Annotated in this window: 16 protein-coding genes, 1 tRNA gene and 2 pseudogenes; 10 read left to right on the forward strand and 9 right to left on the reverse strand. The window is 60.6% G+C overall.

Annotated elements, in window-relative coordinates:
- Nucleotides 1-315: transposase (locus tag BLU35_RS33935; protein ID WP_143033052.1), on the forward strand; the 315-nt coding region annotated here is incomplete at its 5' end.
- Between the two features lie 68 nt (nt 316-383).
- Here BLU35_RS33935 and BLU35_RS33940 read toward each other — a convergent pair.
- On the reverse strand, nt 384-1,028 hold the full coding sequence (locus BLU35_RS33940) for a glutathione S-transferase family protein (RefSeq protein WP_199536459.1): 645 nt from the start codon (nt 1,026-1,028) through the stop codon (nt 384-386).
- Between the two features lie 178 nt (nt 1,029-1,206).
- Here BLU35_RS33940 and BLU35_RS33945 point away from each other — a divergent pair, with 178 nt between their 5' ends.
- Nucleotides 1,207-1,455, forward strand: a complete 249-nt coding sequence (locus tag BLU35_RS33945) for a DUF982 domain-containing protein (protein ID WP_093236402.1) — start codon at nt 1,207-1,209, stop codon at nt 1,453-1,455.
- A 104-nt stretch (nt 1,456-1,559) separates the two neighbouring features.
- Here the strand turns inward: BLU35_RS33945 and BLU35_RS33950 are convergent, their stop codons facing one another.
- On the reverse strand, nt 1,560-1,877 hold the full coding sequence (locus BLU35_RS33950) for a hypothetical protein (protein WP_093236403.1): 318 nt from the start codon (nt 1,875-1,877) through the stop codon (nt 1,560-1,562).
- Between the two features lie 371 nt (nt 1,878-2,248).
- Here BLU35_RS33950 and BLU35_RS33955 point away from each other — a divergent pair, with 371 nt between their 5' ends.
- Nucleotides 2,249-3,439: a peptidoglycan L,D-endopeptidase MepK gene (locus tag BLU35_RS33955; RefSeq protein ID WP_502688208.1), complete on the forward strand. Its 1,191-nt coding sequence runs from the start codon at nt 2,249-2,251 to the stop codon at nt 3,437-3,439.
- A 112-nt stretch (nt 3,440-3,551) separates the two neighbouring features.
- Here the strand turns inward: BLU35_RS33955 and BLU35_RS33960 are convergent, their stop codons facing one another.
- Nucleotides 3,552-4,193 carry a TetR/AcrR family transcriptional regulator gene (locus BLU35_RS33960; protein ID WP_093236404.1) on the reverse strand — a complete coding sequence of 214 codons (642 nt, stop codon included), beginning with the start codon at nt 4,191-4,193 and terminating at the stop codon, nt 3,552-3,554.
- A gap of 90 nt (nt 4,194-4,283) precedes the next feature.
- Here BLU35_RS33960 and BLU35_RS33965 point away from each other — a divergent pair, with 90 nt between their 5' ends.
- From BLU35_RS33965 to BLU35_RS33990, 5 genes are all read left to right on the forward strand, one after another.
- The gene (locus BLU35_RS33965) at nt 4,284-4,940 is read left to right on the forward strand and encodes an O-methyltransferase (protein ID WP_093236412.1); all 657 of its coding nucleotides are present in this window, start codon (nt 4,284-4,286) and stop codon (nt 4,938-4,940) included.
- 50 nt (nt 4,941-4,990) lie between these two features.
- Nucleotides 4,991-5,953: an SDR family oxidoreductase gene (locus tag BLU35_RS33970; RefSeq protein ID WP_093236405.1), complete on the forward strand. Its 963-nt coding sequence runs from the start codon at nt 4,991-4,993 to the stop codon at nt 5,951-5,953.
- Nucleotides 5,954-6,281: 328 nt separating this feature from the next.
- Nucleotides 6,282-6,824: a LysR substrate-binding domain-containing protein gene (locus BLU35_RS33980; RefSeq protein WP_176907576.1), complete on the forward strand. Its 543-nt coding sequence runs from the start codon at nt 6,282-6,284 to the stop codon at nt 6,822-6,824.
- A 147-nt stretch (nt 6,825-6,971) separates the two neighbouring features.
- Complete coding sequence (locus tag BLU35_RS33985) at nt 6,972-7,610, forward strand: LysE family translocator (protein ID WP_058321952.1); 639 nt, start codon at nt 6,972-6,974, stop codon at nt 7,608-7,610.
- Nucleotides 7,611-7,920: 310 nt separating this feature from the next.
- Nucleotides 7,921-8,226 carry a hypothetical protein gene (locus BLU35_RS33990; RefSeq protein ID WP_093236413.1) on the forward strand — a complete coding sequence of 102 codons (306 nt, stop codon included), beginning with the start codon at nt 7,921-7,923 and terminating at the stop codon, nt 8,224-8,226.
- 159 nt (nt 8,227-8,385) lie between these two features.
- Here BLU35_RS33990 and BLU35_RS33995 read toward each other — a convergent pair whose 3' ends face one another.
- From BLU35_RS33995 to BLU35_RS35455, 4 genes and pseudogenes are all read right to left on the reverse strand, one after another.
- Nucleotides 8,386-10,149, reverse strand: coding sequence for an adenylate/guanylate cyclase domain-containing protein (locus tag BLU35_RS33995; RefSeq protein ID WP_093236408.1), 1,764 nt, complete (start codon nt 10,147-10,149; stop codon nt 8,386-8,388).
- A gap of 163 nt (nt 10,150-10,312) precedes the next feature.
- Nucleotides 10,313-12,595, reverse strand: coding sequence for an OmpA family protein (locus tag BLU35_RS34000; protein WP_093236414.1), 2,283 nt, complete (start codon nt 12,593-12,595; stop codon nt 10,313-10,315).
- A gap of 567 nt (nt 12,596-13,162) precedes the next feature.
- Nucleotides 13,163-13,600, reverse strand: a pseudogene (locus BLU35_RS34005) (transposase); the annotation flags it as partial.
- 3 nt (nt 13,601-13,603) lie between these two features.
- Nucleotides 13,604-13,684: pseudogene (locus BLU35_RS35455) on the reverse strand (IS5/IS1182 family transposase); the annotation flags it as partial.
- A gap of 266 nt (nt 13,685-13,950) precedes the next feature.
- Between BLU35_RS35455 and BLU35_RS34010 the strand changes: the two are divergent.
- Nucleotides 13,951-15,171, forward strand: coding sequence for an ATP-binding protein (locus BLU35_RS34010; protein WP_093236409.1), 1,221 nt, complete (start codon nt 13,951-13,953; stop codon nt 15,169-15,171).
- A gap of 413 nt (nt 15,172-15,584) precedes the next feature.
- A complete protein-coding gene (locus BLU35_RS35865; RefSeq protein ID WP_176907578.1) occupies nt 15,585-15,737 on the forward strand; it encodes a hypothetical protein in 153 nt (50 codons plus the stop codon).
- 72 nt (nt 15,738-15,809) lie between these two features.
- On the opposite strand, the gene BLU35_RS34020 is transcribed toward BLU35_RS35865, so the two are convergent.
- Both BLU35_RS34020 and BLU35_RS35980 read right to left on the reverse strand, forming a co-directional pair.
- Nucleotides 15,810-15,886, reverse strand: a tRNA-Met gene (locus tag BLU35_RS34020).
- 25 nt (nt 15,887-15,911) lie between these two features.
- Nucleotides 15,912-16,113 (reverse strand): hypothetical protein (locus tag BLU35_RS35980; protein WP_210185182.1); only part of this gene is annotated, 202 nt, incomplete at its 5' end.

Genomic DNA, 16,113 nt, shown 5'->3' on the forward strand with positions numbered 1-16,113 from the left:
TGTGCCGAAGCCGACGCGCTGACGGATGAGCTTGGCGAGGGGGACATCCTGCTGGCCGACAAGGGTTATGACACGAATGCCATTCGGGCTAAGGCCGCCGAGCGAAAGGCCTGGGCCAACATCCCGCCGAAGCGTAATCGCAAGGGCTCTTTCGTGTTTTCGCGCTGGGTCTATCGGCAACGCAATCTCGTGGAACGGTTCTTCAACAGGATCAAGCAGTTCCGAGGCATCGCAACCCGATATGACAAACGCCCGGAAAACTACCTCGCCGCCGTAAAGCTCGTCGCAACAAGAATATGGTGCCAAAGTTTATGAGTCGACGCCGTAGCAAAGGCTGCACAGCAGCGGCAGGACACACGCACCCGCCGGGACAGGGTTGCGAATTAGATCGCGCCGAAGTTGCTCGTCCATAGCTCGCGAAGATCGGGATCCGCGTCGACACGCAGAGCAATACTGAGCAGCTTCGGGCAGTTTGCCGCCAGCCAATCGCGCCCCGGTCGCCAGCGCGTCATCGCCGCGATCCAGATATCAAGGGCAGAGAACCGCTCTCCGAGCGCCCACGGCGCGGGTGCGATCTCGTCCTCCCATTGGCGCCACAGATCCATTCGGCGCCCGAGCACCCGGCTGCGCAACTCGTCCGGCACGCTCGGTGCCCAACGCTCGGGGTAGTCAGCGTAGGTGAAGGTCCCATATACGGCAGTCACGAGCCAGATCAGGCGACGAAGAAAGGCAGGACGAAGCGGGTCCCCGACCGGTGGCGCAAGTCCGGCTTCTGGGTATGTCTCCGCAAGATGAAGCAGAATGGCCGCGCTCTCCGTCATCACCGTGCCATCGGGAAGTATGAGCACGGGCACCTGTGCGAGCGGGTTGACGGCGACAAGACGGTCCCGGGCCGGGCCGGGCTCATCGAACCCCGCGACATTCTCGAACGTGTAGGGTAGCCGCGCTTGCACCAGCGCCGCTTCAACGAGAACGGAGCCCCAGCTCGGAACGCCGTAGAGGCGGTAAAGTGCTTGTGTATCGGCCATCGTCATTTTTCCTCGCAGTGCACGGTGCCATTTTGGTCGCCGCCCCGCAAGGTTGTGCCACATGGTCCATGACTGGGTTGAGGGCGCAAGCAATCAAAATTGGCTGGTGCCACTCTCTGCCCGACCCAGGAACAACTTTCCGGGCTAGGCGTTCTGCGCCGAACCGGAGACAACGGCGATGCAAGCTATCATTTGGGATCGCCCCGTCAGGGTTGGTGTGAAAGGCGAGCGCACCATCAACGGACCACACGATGCCCTGCAGTATCTCAGCGAAATGCCGCAGGGCGGATGGTTCTACGAACGAGCAAGAAACCGCTGCCGCGCTGCCCTGGAGCGCGGCGACGAACTTGGGCAATCGCGGAAAGCCTTCATTGGCGCGGCCATCGAATCTTCGTTCCCTGTCTCTGACGACGACGTTCTTTCCTGAAATCGATGGCAACTTGGTCTCGCGAACGTCCCACGCACGGGCGGCGACGAACCACGCGACCGATGGCCTTCAGCCGTACAGCCAGGCGGTTACGACTCTTGCTCCTAAGGCTTGCCGGGTGCGGGCATCGGATTGTTTTTTGCTTCCATGGCGGCCTCGATCTGCCTGATGACCTTGACGGCCTCCTGGAGGATTGCCCGCATCTCGTCATCGTAGAGATGCACCGGCATCCCCCCGGCCCGAATGATATCCATGGTTTCGGCTGACTCTTTTAGTCGATCGGGCTGCCCGAGCATCTTCCAGCCTTCCTGGACCGCGACATAGGCTCGGACGAGGAGGCGAAGTTTTTCACCCTCCGTCAGCATGTGAACGTCACGTTCGGCCTGCGTCAGTTCGGCAATGACGTCTGAAGTACTTCTCATAGGACACCCAGGCTACGCAGATACCACGGTGCAACCGGTTCACTCAGTATGAGCTAACGTATGGACCGGAGAAAACAAGTGGTCTCTCCTTGGCCGATCGATTTGGCAACGAAAGCCGGGTCGTGGGGACCTGCTCGTCGCAGGAATTCTTCATCATGAAGCCTCTGGGGTAGCATCAACGGGTTCTTAATCCTTCGTTGACCATAATTTCCGTCGAAGAGCCGAACCACCGGTCTTTGCCGCCGGTGGATTGTACCTCGAATGAATCGGAACCCGCCGTGTCTGAGTATCCAGTAACCGTGTATCCGGCGCCTGTATCGTGTGGCGTCGCAAGAAGAAGCGTCCAGCGCATTGCGCGATGGTTTGGGCGTGTGAGCGCGATCACCGCCATCGCTGCGTCCACCATGGCCTTCACCACCACCGCGTCTTCGGCGGAAGTTCGATCATTAAAACTGTTCTTCACCCACACCGGCGAGCGTGCCACGATCACCTTCAAGCGGGACGGTAAATACGACCCGAAAGGGCTCGCACAAATCAATCGCTTTCTGCGCGACTGGCGAAGGAACGAGCCTGCCCGCATGGACCCGCGTCTTCTCGACCTAGTCTGGGAAGTCTACCAGCGCGCAGGGGCGAAGGACTACATCAACATCGTCTCCGCTTACCGCTCGCCCGCGACCAACAACATGCTGCGCGGGCGTTCGCGCAGTACCGGGGTCGCCAAGAACAGCCAGCACATGCTGGGAAAGGCGATGGACTTCTACATTCCAGGCGTGAAACTCGCTCGGTTGCGGGAGATCGCCATGCAGATGCAAGTCGGAGGGGTCGGTTACTATCCCACCTCCGGGTCTCCCTTCGTGCATCTCGATGTCGGAAACGTGCGGGCGTGGCCGCGGATGTCGCGCCAGGAACTGGCCCGCATTTTCCCGAAGGGGCAGACGCTTCATCTTCCTGCCAATGGCGGGGCCTTGCCAGGTTATGACCAGGCGATGGCCGACTACAAACGACGGGTGAAGGCCACCTCGATCGTGGCCGCCAACAGTGCTGGTCCAGCGAAATTCAAGTCTGCGGCACCCTCCGACAACACCCTGCTCACCGCAATGCTTCCGACGCGCAAGAGCCGTGGGGAAGAAGCCCTCGAACGCCAGACCCTCAAGCAGGCTGTCGAAGAACCGCCGTTCTTCGACCTTGCTTCAATCACCGTACCGCTCCCGGCGCTCCGCACGGTCGCCAGCGAGCGTGCGCTCCCGATAAACACCTCTGCATTCGTTCCGTCCTCGTCGTTCAAGATCGCACTTGGCACGGGCACGATGCGGGCGCCGAGCGCCAGCGAATCAAGCCTCACCGGCTCGCCGTCCGCGAAGACGGAGTGGTCAATTCGTGACGCTGCACTCTTCAAGTGGGCGCTGGCGCCGGCCAAAGATCTTGAGCAGCTGATCCTTCCGGCAAGCCTGGTGTTCTCCGTGGCAAGCGCTGAGGATGCAAACCTCATACCGAATGGGGCTTCTAAACTCGGCGAACAGAAAAAGGCCTTTGACAAGGAACGCTTCTGGTCGGGCGGCTGATTGCGGCGCACGGACGGGCATCTCGGCGACATGCAATCGAACCGGCCGCCAGTCAATTACTCAGTCGGTTCAACCGGCCGGCACCGCCCGCTTCAGAGAGACGTTTCCGGCGCTACGATTTAGCTCCGTCAGCCATGCTGCTGATGTAGGCGCAGAACATGTCGGCCATGGCATCGGCGTAGACCTCTATCTCGGCCAGACTCCTTGGCGTCTCTGAAAACTCCTTACCGACAGTGGTCATCGTCGTGATGATCAGATCCGCGGTCAATTGCCGGACGGAACCGGTGCTGTGGGGAAGCACTTCCAGCATGAAATTTTCGAAGATCGGATCGCCCGCTTCCTTTGCCTCTCGGGCTTCGGGCGCATCGCGATAGAGCGGGGCGGCGTCATCAAGCGCGACGCGGACGGTCGCCTCCTCGCATTCAGACCAGATAAAGGCTTGGACGAGGGTCCGTAGCCGCTGAAGCGGCGATTGCGAGCGGTCCTCGAGGATACCCCGCAGAAGATCCGTAGTCTGCTGCCACTCGTCGCGTTGCAATCGAAAGAGGATTGCCGCCTTGTTGGGAAAATACTGGTAGAGCGATCCGATGCTCACGCCGGCTTTTTCAGCTACCCGAGCGGTGGTGAATCTCTGCGCACCTTCCTCTGCCAAAACATGAACAGCAGCCTGCAAAATGGCTCGGACAAGCTCGTTCGAGCGTGCCTGTCTCGGCTGCTTTCTTGAGGATATACGGGCACTTGGACGATCCGTCATTGGGGCGCTCGGCAATGCGATTAGCGAATGCGACGAATTATTCGTATTTTCGATTTCAACACAAGCCGCATTCCTGCAACGGAGCTTTTCATGACGACCTTGACGACAGAACCTCTCGCACCGCTTCTCGATCGCCTGTTCAAAGAAGCCGATGCGGCATCAAGTCCGGCGATGGCCGCGCTTTCGCGCGAGGAGCGCGAACGCCTCGTGCGCAGCAAGACGGAATATCTCGATTTGTATGGGCGACTGAAGGATCTCTGGCTCCCGGTATCGCGCGAAACGGGCACGCTGCTTTACATGCTGGCTCGCAGCTGCGGCGCGAAATCGATCGTGGAATTCGGCACATCCTTCGGCATCTCCACGCTCCATCTTGCCGCCGCGCTGCGGGACAATGGCGGCGGGCAATTGATCACCAGCGAGTTCGAGCCTTCCAAGATCCTACGGGCACGCCAAAACCTGGCTGACGGCGGCCTTATCGACCTTGTCGAAATCCGGGAAGGCGATGCGCTCAAGACCTTGAGCACCGATCTTCCCGAGACGATCGATCTGCTGCTGCTCGATGGCGCCAAAGCCCTCTACCGCGACGTGCTGGCTCTGGTGGAAGACCGCTTGAAACCCGGCGCATTGATTGTCGCCGATAACGCCGACGATTGCCCCGACTACCTTGCCCATGTTCGCTCAGACGCCTCGGTCTATATCTCCGTGCCCTTCGCGGAGGATGTCGAACTGTCCATTCGGGCCGGATAGATCTGCGGCTACCCAACCTTCAAGACTTGCCCAAAGACTGGAGAAACATCATGCACGTATTCGTTACAGGCGCGACCGGCTGGGTCGGCGCGGCCATCGTGGACGACCTTTTACGCGCCGGTCACCGCGTCACCGGCCTTGCCCGCTCCATGGAGAAAGCAGAACATCTTGTCGCCGCCGGCGCCAATATAGTCCAAGGCTCGCTCGACGACCTTGATGTCCTGCGCGAAGCCGCCTCGGCAGCAGACGCCGTCGTCCATACCGCTTTCAACCATGATTTCATCCATTCCGCCGGGAACCATGGCTTCACGACATTCCTCGAAAGTGCCGCACAGGACCAACGCGTGATCGAGATCCTGGGCAGTGTACTCGAAGGATCAAACCGGCCGCTGCTGGTTACCTCCGGTTTGTCCGGCCTGCCGCGCGGCGTCACCGAAATGGATCTTCCGAACCCGGCCAGCCCGCGCAAGTCGGAGGCGGCAGCAAGAACGCTTGCCGCCCGGGGCGTGCGCGCAGCAACCGTACGCCTCGCCCCGTCGGTTCACGGGATCGGCGATTACGGCTTTGTTCCGGTCCTGGTGAAGCTGGCGCACGCGACGGGCGTTTCGGCCTATATCGACGAAGGACAGAACTGCTGGTCGGGTGTTCATAGGCTGGATGCCGCCCGCGTCTACCGGCTCGCGCTGGAGCAGGGCGTGACGGAACCGGTGTACCACGCCGTCGCCGACGAGGCAGTCCCGTTCAAGGAAATCGCCGCTGTAATCGGCCGCCAGCTCAACCTTCCTGTCGAGGCGCGACCGCGTGAACACTTCGGCTGGTTTGCCACGATGGCAGGCGCCGACATGGCCGCTTCCAGCGCGCGTACGCGGACACTGCTTGGCTGGCAGCCTTCCGGCTCCGGCCTTCTCGCAGACCTCGATCAGCCCGGTTACGCCGTCCCAAACTCCGACCGTAGGCGTTCATGTGTTGACCAACATAAGGCCCACGGCGATTTTGCCGCCAAACTGCTTTGAGCGGGTTCACGCCGCCCAATAATTCTGCGCCACCGCACCACCGCGAAGGGCCTTCATGTGACGCCTGGCGCAGTCAGCAAGCAATTCCGACAGTTGGAGGAGCATTTCGGTTTCGCCTTGGCGACGAAATCTCGCGACAGTTTCGTCCTGCCCCCGCAAGGACAGGAGCTCTTTTCCAAGCTCACGCAATCCTTCGAGACGCTCAACGACGCGGTGCTCGGGCTCCAGCGAAACCCGATCGCCGGGCGCCTTGCGGTGCGCTGCATGCCCGCCTTTGCGACCCGTTGGCTCGTGCCACGGCTTGGCAAGTTTTACGAACGATATGCGCGTGTCGGAACTGCAGATCCTCTCCATGCCGGAATGGGGCGAACCCTTTCCGGACGGCCAGGCGGAACTCGCGATCATGTTCGGCGATCCAAGCGTTGCAAAAGGGGAAACGACGCCACTCAACCAGATGGAGATCTTTCCGGTCTGCAGCCCGATTCTCATCAACCGCGACGGCGACATCAAGCGCACCAGGGACCTGACGCGCCACGTGCTTCTCGATGGCGTCGGCTGGACGCACTGGAACGACTGGTTCAGCCAGCACGGCCAGGAAATACCGCCAACTGTGCGTCGCCTGAGTTTCGAGGATTTCAATCAGAATCTTGCTGCCGCGCGCTGCGGAATTGGCATAGCGATGGGAGACAACATCACTGCTGGCGAAGAGCTTGCCCAAGGTGCGCTCGTCCGCCCGCTCATAGGTTTCATAAAATCGGCAACGAAGGGCTATTACATCATCACGCAAAAGAACCGCGACCATTCCCCACTCGCGAAGGTATTCATCGCCTGGGTGGTCAACGAGGCCCAGGCCACAGTGGAATTTGCCTGAGGGAACCGAGCAACGGCCAAATCGCCCCAAATGAGGATACGCGTCGGTCGCGCGTGCTGGACTGAGCACTCGGACGATTGAGCAACGACGCAACAGTCGCCATAGTGCTGGCGCACCGCGGTGCCGGATTTTTCGGGAGGAAGCGACATGCATGAATTCGCAATTCTTGTCACCATCCTGGGCGTCTTCCTTCTTGGAGCCATGAGTCCTGGCCCAAGCTTTATTGTGGTGTCGCGTATCGCGATCGCCCGGTCACGCGCTGACGGATTAATGGCAGCGGTAGGCATGGGAATTGGCGGCTTTCTATTCGCTTGCATTGCAGTCGCCGGCCTGACGGCAATCCTCCTTCAAGTGGAGTGGCTCAGCATGCTGCTCAGGCTCGCCGGTGGCGCGTACCTCGTCTGGATCGGCGTCGGTATCTGGCGTGCCGCTCCCCAGACGATAGCGATTGCCGATGCGCCCGCAGATCAACCAGGTACACTGTGGAAGTCTCTGCTGCGGGGCCTTTTCGTGCAGATTTCCAATCCGAAGACGGCCATCTTCTATGCATCCATGTTTGCTGCGCTGCTACCGTCTCCCACACCCACCTGGATGCTGCTGGCGCTTCCGCCACTGCTCTTCATCAACGAGTTCGTGTGGTATGCGATTGTCGCCCTTGGTTTTTCGTCACGTGCGCCGCGGGTCGTCTATCTGCGCTCGAAGACCTGGATTGACCGCGTGGCTGGCGCTGTGGTGGGCGCACTCGGCATCAAGCTGATGGCCGATAGCGTGCGAACGATCGGCTAGTGCCACGATCAGCACCCGGCTCTCCTGAACACGCTTCAAAGCCGCAGACATCGGCTTTGAAGTCGTCGATCGGATCTTGAATGTGCGGGCTCCGGTGCGCGCCGAAACGGCGGAACGCATTGGATTCACGGGTTACGGCGATCCGCCGCCGCCAACATCTGAGCGACGCTTGCTCGCTGCGATCATGCGCGTACAGCATGTCGAGGATCGAACGCCCAAATCGATAGACGGTGGGTTGCCCAAAGTTTGTGTTGACCGTTTTCGACGGCGCGGCGAAACTTGCAACCGGGAGCGAGGAGGAGGACGAATGATGGCTGAGCCAGACCGCTGGCGCCACATGGCAAGCGCACCGAAAAACGGCAGTCGGATCCTCGTCACGATCCGCCCGTCCGAACAAGGGACAGCGGAAGTTGACCTTGCCTATTGGTCGAATGGCGATCAGTTCGGTAGAGAAGGCTGGCGCGCCTCCGATTCCTCGCCCGGCCGCATCGTCGAGTACGCCGAGCCGGAACTGAAATGCTGGATGCCGATGCCCTCGGCCAATCTCAATCTCACCTCGATGCCCTTACCCTGGGAAGGTGATGACGACCAAGAGCTCGACGGGTCGGGAATTTAACGGAAGCGAAGAGCAGTAGCAGACCGGCCCGCTATCCGAGTCCAGCAAGTAATCCAGGTGCCCTCGCCGCAAGATCCGGGAGCCGAGCCGTTGGGCCCCTATGCGGGGGCAGAGTGCTTTGCGCCTTCTCCAGCAATCGCCCATGTCCTTGAATGGCCATCAGCGTTCAGGCAATCCCGCTTTCCGCAACCCCTCGGCCATTTGATCTTGCCACCGCGGGATGTTTTGAAACCAGGGAAGCGCTCGATATCGGTCGATGGTAAAGCCTGGCTCGGCCGCCAATAGCTTCCCTGCAGCCCATCGGGCGGTCTCCAAGTCTCCGTTCATCGCCGACCAGGCGGCGAGATGACGGTAGGACCATGTGACGTCTGGATAGGTGTTGACGACCTCATGGGCTATCGCAATCGCTTGTGAAAGAGCACCTTCCATGGCCAAGGAAAAAGCCATCCCCAATCTCATGTTGAATGCGAGCGGATCTCTTGGGCTCAGGGTCATCCCCCGCTGGAAGCGTTCCGTTGCCAGAGTGGCTTCGTCCTTGTAGATCGCAAGCCAGCCCAGGCGCGCCCATGCCCAGGCATTGTTTGGATCAAGCGCAAGCGCCTTTTCGATAAAGGTGGTGGCGCGCTCCTGGTCGCCGCAAATGCTCAATGCCGCACCGGCGGCAGTCAGGGCGGTCGGATCGTCGCTGATTGAGCCTACAGCATCAACCGCCGCGCGCGCCATTTCCAGCTCGCGTTCCGGTTGTTCGGTCCACAGGTAGGAGGCGTTCGAGGCGTGGCACCACGCCAAAAGTGCGTGCGCGCGGCCATAACCCGGATCAACAGCGACCGCTTGCCGAAGCAGTTCGATCGCCTGGTTGTTGGTATCCTTGCGGCGGCCCCAGAGGTTCGGGTAGGCGCGCATGACGAAATCATAGGCCCGGAGACTGGTCGGCGGCCTGCGCCTGGCCAGTTCGATCTCGGCATCGCGAATGGCCGGGTGAATGGCGCCTGCCACCTGCGCCGCGATCCGATCCTGGAATTCGAACATATCTTCGATTGCGCCCTCGTAGCGATCGGACCAGAACTGGGTTCTTGTCTCCGCATCGACCAATTGCACGGAAATGCGCAGTCGGTCGCCGCCTCGGCGAACGGTGCCCTCGACCACATAATTGACGCCGAGTTCCCTGCCGACCTCACGCACGTCGACAAAGCGCCCCTTGTAGGTGAACGCGGACTGTCGCGCGATTACAAAGAAATTCCGAACGCACGAGAGCGCGGCGGTGATCTCCTCTACAACGCCGTCCACGAAGTATTCGTCGCCCTGTCCGCTGAGGTTGTCGAAGGGCATGACGACGATCGATGGCTGGTCCTTGCCACGGCGGGCAGAAAGTGATGGCGCGGACGCGATGCCGCCTTCGACAGCCGTCTCTTGCTGCCAATCAACCCGAAAGACGAAAATTGGCCGCGGGATGTTCTTCAGGTTGCGCTCGCCGAGAGAGATCAGCGGGAACGGCACTTTCCCATCGAGATGCTCGCGCACCGATGCGGAAATGCAGATGCCTGACGGAGCGGCGATCTCCTGCACGCGCGCCGCGATATTGACGCCGTCGCCGAGCAGGTCGTCTCCCGACACGACCACGTCACCCAGGTTGATGCCTATGCGGAACTCCAACCGGCGATCGGGTGGGCGATCTTCTGAGGCTCTGAAAAGACGACGCTGGATTTCGACCGAGCACCGGACGGCCTGGACAGCGCTTGGAAACTCGGCGACAAAACCGTCACCGGCGCTACCGAAGATACGGCCGCCATGCTCCTTCACCACTTCGGCAATCCTGTTGCGACACACATTTAGTGCGGCAAGCGTACCTTCCTCGTCCAGCGCCGCAAGGCGACTGAAGCCAGCAACATCGGCTGAAAGGATGGCTGCGAGCTTTCGATCCACAGCGATGACTGCTCCTGGGGCGCCACGATATCGTTGGGCTTAATCTGCGCGCATTTTCCCATATTCACGGATGCTTGTCGCCAGTAAGGACGTAGAAGATGCAGCAACTCAGCATGCTGCGTCGCCAGACGTCTGATAAGACGCATGGCGACGCAGATTTCGGTTACCGCTGCGCGACCGGGCGCACCAGCGGCGTCACCCTTCGGATGGTCACCCGGCGGTTCTCCTCCTCGGGTTCCTGCGTGCCGATTTTCAGGAAGCGCTCACCATAGCCTTGCGTGACAAGGTTTTCCGCCGGGATACCATAGACCTCAGTCAGGAGGACTGCGACGGACTCGGCACGTTCATCGGACAGGACCAAGTTCGCGCGGTCAGAACCGACAGCGTCCGTATGCCCCTCGATGAAGAAGGTTTCACCGGGATCCTTGTCGAGAACCTTCTGCATTGCCTCGGCGACCGTTCGCAGTGTCTTTGCCTGCGACATCGAGACTTCGGCACTTCCCGTCGGGAAGTGGATCGTGTCGAGATCGATGCGCCGGACCTTGTCACGGAGGCGGGCCGAATTGCGGACCTCATCGATCGTATAGACGCGTTCGACACGTTCGACCGGCGGCTCGGACAGGAATTCGTAGTAGTCCCTTTCCGGATCTTCCGAGTAATCGACGATGTAGTCATCGACCGGAATCGTCAGACGCATCGGAGGCAGTTCGTAGCCGACGTCGAGGATCGCCGGGCGCCGATCCTCCTGATACTCCGGCGCATACATCAGCACATATTCGTTGCCGTCGCCGTCGACGCGCGAGCGCTGCAAGATGTCGCCGTAACGGTCGTAAACAGTGACGATGCGGTAGCCGCCCGGACGGACGATCGTTTCGCGAACGCGGCCGCGCGGAAGCTCGTCGTAGTAGGCCTCCTGCGCATCGTGGCGCAGCCGCGGACGATCGTCACCACGCACGAAGATCTGGTCGCCGACACCGAGGACGACGCGATCGTCGACCCTCTCGACGACCTGCACCTCGGTCACATCATTGTTCGTGGTGTTGTTGACCGTCGTGCTATTGATCACCGTATTGTTGATGACGGTGTCGTTGACGATGTTCGTCGTCTCTGGGACCGAGAAGACCGGCGCCGCTTCGACGCGTCGGCCTTCTTCCTTGATCGCGGCCTCGATTCTCTGCGGAACCGCCTGCCGCATCTCGGCCGGAATCTCCGCCTGGGCCGCGGCGTCGTCGGTCGGCGGCGCTATGTTCTGATCCTGGACGCGTAGCTCTTCGCGCTGCTTGCGCCGAGCCTCGCGCGCCCGGTTGCCCCCGGAGTTATCGGCGTCCTTGTCGCTGTCGAGCACAGCCGCGCCGTTATCGACCGGAAGCAGCACGGTTTCGTCGGTCGCCGCCGGATCCTGGGCGATCTTGCGCTTCTCTTCCTTCGTGCGCTTGTCGACAACGATCGGAGCGGGCTTACCTTGAGGTTCCTCACCCTGGCGCTGCTCGGCCGTTGCGGGTTGTTCGGCTCCTCGAACTGGCTGCTGCTCACCCTCGCCTGTCTGCGGCGTCGGCTGCTCTGCTGTGGTTTCGCCCGTCGGTGCGGCACGCTCTTCGAGGGCCTTTTGCTCCTCGGGCTGCTTTCCTTCAGCTTGCTGCTTGCGCTTCTTGGGCAGCGGTACCTGCTGTTCCTCGGCCTTCTGAGGGGTGCCCTCCTCTGAGGCGGGCTGCCGTTCTTCCGCCTGCTGCTTGCGCTTCTTGGGCGCGGGTACCTGATGTTCTTCGACCTGCTGCGGGGTGCCTTCCTCTACGGCGGGCTGCTGGTCTTGGGCCTGCTGCTTGCGCCTCTTGGGCACAAGATTTTGTTGCTCCTCAGCCTGCCGCGGAGCCGCTTCCTCGACACCAGGCTGCCGTTCCTCAGCTTGCTGCTTGCGCTTCTTGCGCACCGGAGTTTGTTGCTCTTCGGCCTGCTGCGGAGTCCCTTCCTCTGCACCAGGCTGCTGCTCCTCCGCCTGCTGCTTGCGCTTCTGGCGCACAGGAGTTTGTTGCTCTTCGGCTTGCTGCGGAGCGCTTTCCTCGACGCCAGGCTGCTGTTCTTCGGCGTGCTGCTTCCTCTTCTTGCGCACAGGCGCTTGCAGTTCTTCAGCCTGCCGCGGTGAGTTTTCCTCGGAGCCGGGCTGCTGCTCTTCGGCCTGCTGATTGCGCTTCTTGCGAACCGGCTCTTCGACCTGACGCTGCGGCTCCTCGGCCTGCGGTTGCTGCTGTTCTGTCTGCCCTTCCTCGGCGGCATGTTGCTTCTTCCGCTTCTTGAGCAGAAGCAAGTCCTCGGGAGACTGCTGCTCAGTCCCTTCCTGCGCTACCTGGAACGGCGCCCTCAGGCTCTCGGCTAGCGCCGGCTGAATTGCCAAAGATACGGCGAAGACGGGCAAGGTCACCGTTGCGAAAAGTTTGGATCGAATCGACATCATCTTTGTTCCTCTTATTGGGAGGTCTCCGCGCCAGTTGCGCTTATCGCCCGCATCAAAGCCGGCAGAACGGCACGCCTGTTCGCGCGCCCCAAGGGGCCATGCCCCGCGGCTCCGACTTTTTTGTGTCAGCCAAAGGCTAGTCCCAACGCCGCAGTTCCCGATCGGTTCCGGGCGCGCGCGCGCCGCCTTTCGGATCAATACGAACGACAGCGCGACCTGCGGCAAAAGGTTCGGGATCGGCCTGCAAAAGATGCGGAGGTCGCTCGCTGCGCGGCGGCAATCACGGTGAGATGCGTATTGCCTCACCCAAGAGTGTTCCCAGAGAATAATGCCGTTGCCTCACTCGGATGTTCTCGAATGCCTCACGGGTTGTTCCGATCGTGTCCCCGCACCTGGTGCAGGTGACGGAGGTAGCGAAGCCGCTCGCGAGCGCGCCCTCAATAGCGCTGTAGCGAGCGGGCGGATTCGCGGGCGGTCATCATGTTTTCCGGTCGGGTCGGGTTGTCGAAGGCCAACCTGGCGGTAAGAGCGCGGATGCCATTCCTGTATTGTTCGGTAATGATTTCACTGCGCGACCTCTACGATTTCCGTCGGCCGCGCGGCATCGGCGAATGGCCCGAACACCAGCGCATTGGCCTGTGTACTGCGCCAGATCTTCATTCGGCGCTGCACGGTCCGAATGAGGCCGTCGGGATACACGCCGGGGTATTTGACCTGCAAGCGTTCAAGCAACTCTCGCGAAGTTCGCCACGGCTCCGCCTCGAACCATTCCTCGAGTTCGGCAGTGACGGCGAGTAGAGGATCGGGCCTCCGCCGCTCTCGCTTGGCCGCTGGCTTGGAGCGGGCAGTCGGTTTCACTTCACCACCACGCCAAGCAATCCGTAAGCCAGACAGAAAGTCTTCGAGCGGTAATGCCTCGCCGTCGGTGGCGGGCGGACCATCAGGCTTGTCAGCAATTTCGACCAATCTCTCTTGTGCCAGGCGTATGTCGCGGAGCAGCCGGTCGGCGAAGTAGTTTTCTGGGCGCTTGTCATATCGTGTTGCGATGCCTCGGAACTGCTTGATCCTGTTGAAGAACCGTTCCACGCGTCTTCCGTCGTGGTCCGGAGGGTGGACCGACGCATTGGCTAGCGCTGTGCCTAGAACGTCAAAAAGCCCCCTAACATTTCTGCTTGGGGGCTTTTTGGAAGCGCGCAGCGGGGGCTCGCAACCAAACGATTCCCGCCATTGGTTGAGCGAGAAATACCAAATCCTTCTTCCCAAATTTCGGCCTTGCAAGTTCCAATTAGCGGGACATTGACTTCCAATCAGCCGAGTACGATAGTTCCAATCGTCCGAGATTCGAGGGAAGCATGTTCGAAAGGTTTGTAGAGCAGCGGGCGGAGGAAGCCCTTTTGGATACTCCCGTCGTCCTCATCGTAGGACCGCGCCGGGCCGGCAAGACTACACTTGTCCGAAAGATGGGAGAAGCCGGCCGAACCTATATCACCCTCGACGATCAGACAGTTCTCGAGGCCGCCCAATCTGATCCTGCCGGCTTCATTCGGGGCCTGGATAGAGCCATCATCGACGAGATTCAGCGTGCGCCAGACCTGCTGCTGGCGATCAAGAAGACAGTCGATGAGGACTATCGTCAGGGCAGGTTTCTACTTACCGGGTCAGCAAACGTGCTGACTTTACCGCGGATTGCGGACAGCTTGGCCGGGCGAATGGAGACCATCCGAATGCTGCCGCTGGCGAGGGCCGAGATCGAAGGCCGGACGCCGTCCTTTCTGGAGCACCTTTTCGACGGGAAGCTAAAGAGCCCGCGGAGCTCTATCATCGGAGACGACTTCGTCCAACTCGTTCTGCTCGGGGGATTCCCCGAAGCGATCAGCCGCAACAGCGAACGACGACGGCAAGATTGGGCGCGGTCCTATCTGACTTCTATCCTGACGCGAGATCTCCGAGACATTGCCGATGTGGAGAAGCTGACCGAGCTGCCGAAGTTCGTGCGGCTATTGGCCGAACATACAAGCCAATTGGTCAACTATTCGCAGTTCGGCGGCAGCATCAACGTCAGTCACAAGACTGGGCAGCGTTATGTCGGCCTGCTCGAACAGGTTTTCCTGGTCGCAACGGTACAGCCTTGGTTCACCAATACGCTGAAGCGTATCGTCAAGACGCCCAAGCTGCATTTCCTCGATTCAGGTCTGCTGGCCAGTGTGCGCGGGCTCACCTTCGACCGAGTGAAGGCGGATCGCGGAGCATTCGGCGCGCTGCTGGAGAGCTTCGTGTTTTCCGAAGTTCTGAAGCTAATGACGGCGTCGAACCTGCGGTTGACGCCATATCATTTCCGGGATCGGGACATGCGCGAGGTGGACATCGTACTGGAACGCGACGATGGGATGATCGCTGGCATCGAGGTCAAGGCCAGCGCCACGGTCAAGGCCGGCGATTTCGGAGGGCTCCGCGCACTTGCAGGGGCCTGCGGCGATCGTTTCGCCTTCGGCGTCGTCCTCTATGACAGCACTGATGTGGTGCCGTTCGGCGACAAGCTGGCCGCAGCGCCGCTGTCCAGCATGTGGGGCTGAGAATGGTCGCAGAAGCCAAAGGGAGGACCATGCAACACATCGTCGGCCAACGTATCTGTAGCCGAGAAAAGAAGAAAAGAAAAAATCGGGAAATCCCTTTCCGGGTTTCCCGCTTCAGCGCGATCAATTGGACGAGCGTACCTCATGGCCGCTCGCGGACCGCTGCTGCGCTGAATCGAATGGGACTGCCGTATATATGCGTCCCCCAGGGGTGGAAACCCAGATCGACGAGGCTTCCAAACTCTCTCTTGCCGATCTGCGGGGTCGTCTCCTGATTACCGATCGCGCCGACCCCCGCCATTTGCGGTCCGAGTGCCTCGTCCATCTCGTTCGGGAGGGGCGACGTTCCGGCGACCAGGCGCGGATGAATGTGGTCTTGCCCATATTGCTCGGCAGGTTGCGAAGCCAACCAGATGTTGCGCACGCTGGTCGAAAGGATCGAACTGGTTCCAGATGGCGAGGAGCTGGCGATCGTACTGCGCGGCGATCTGGCCGCGATCCTGTCCGTCGCCTGCGGCAAGAAGAACCCAGCCTTCCTCGGGGAAACGGCCGTTCTCGAGGAATGATGGGTCCAAAACGCAAGAAGCCCCACAAGAAGCCCCTGCATGGCAGGGGCTTGGTGGGATCACAGGGTTCGTTGGTTGCGGGGGCAGGATTTGAACCTGCGGCCTTCAGGTTATGAGCCTGACGAGCTACCGGGCTGCTCCACCCCGCGCCAACTAGGTAAACCGCTAAGCGGTTTATCCGTCATCGCGGTAAATCCCTATGGGATTTATCCGCTCTTTCCGGGTTTTGCCGAAGGCAAAATCCCGTTTAATCCGGTCCGGGTTTTGCGTCAGCAAAATCCCGTTGTTTGTCTCGATCCTAGCAAAACAAAAGGGCCGCTTGGTGGCGGCCCGTGTTCGGCAGGGCCGAAGTGTGTGATGAGAAGATTTCGGTTTG

The sequence above is a fragment of the Sinorhizobium sp. NFACC03 genome, from assembly GCF_900103435.1.
GTDB lineage: Bacteria > Pseudomonadota > Alphaproteobacteria > Rhizobiales > Rhizobiaceae > Ensifer.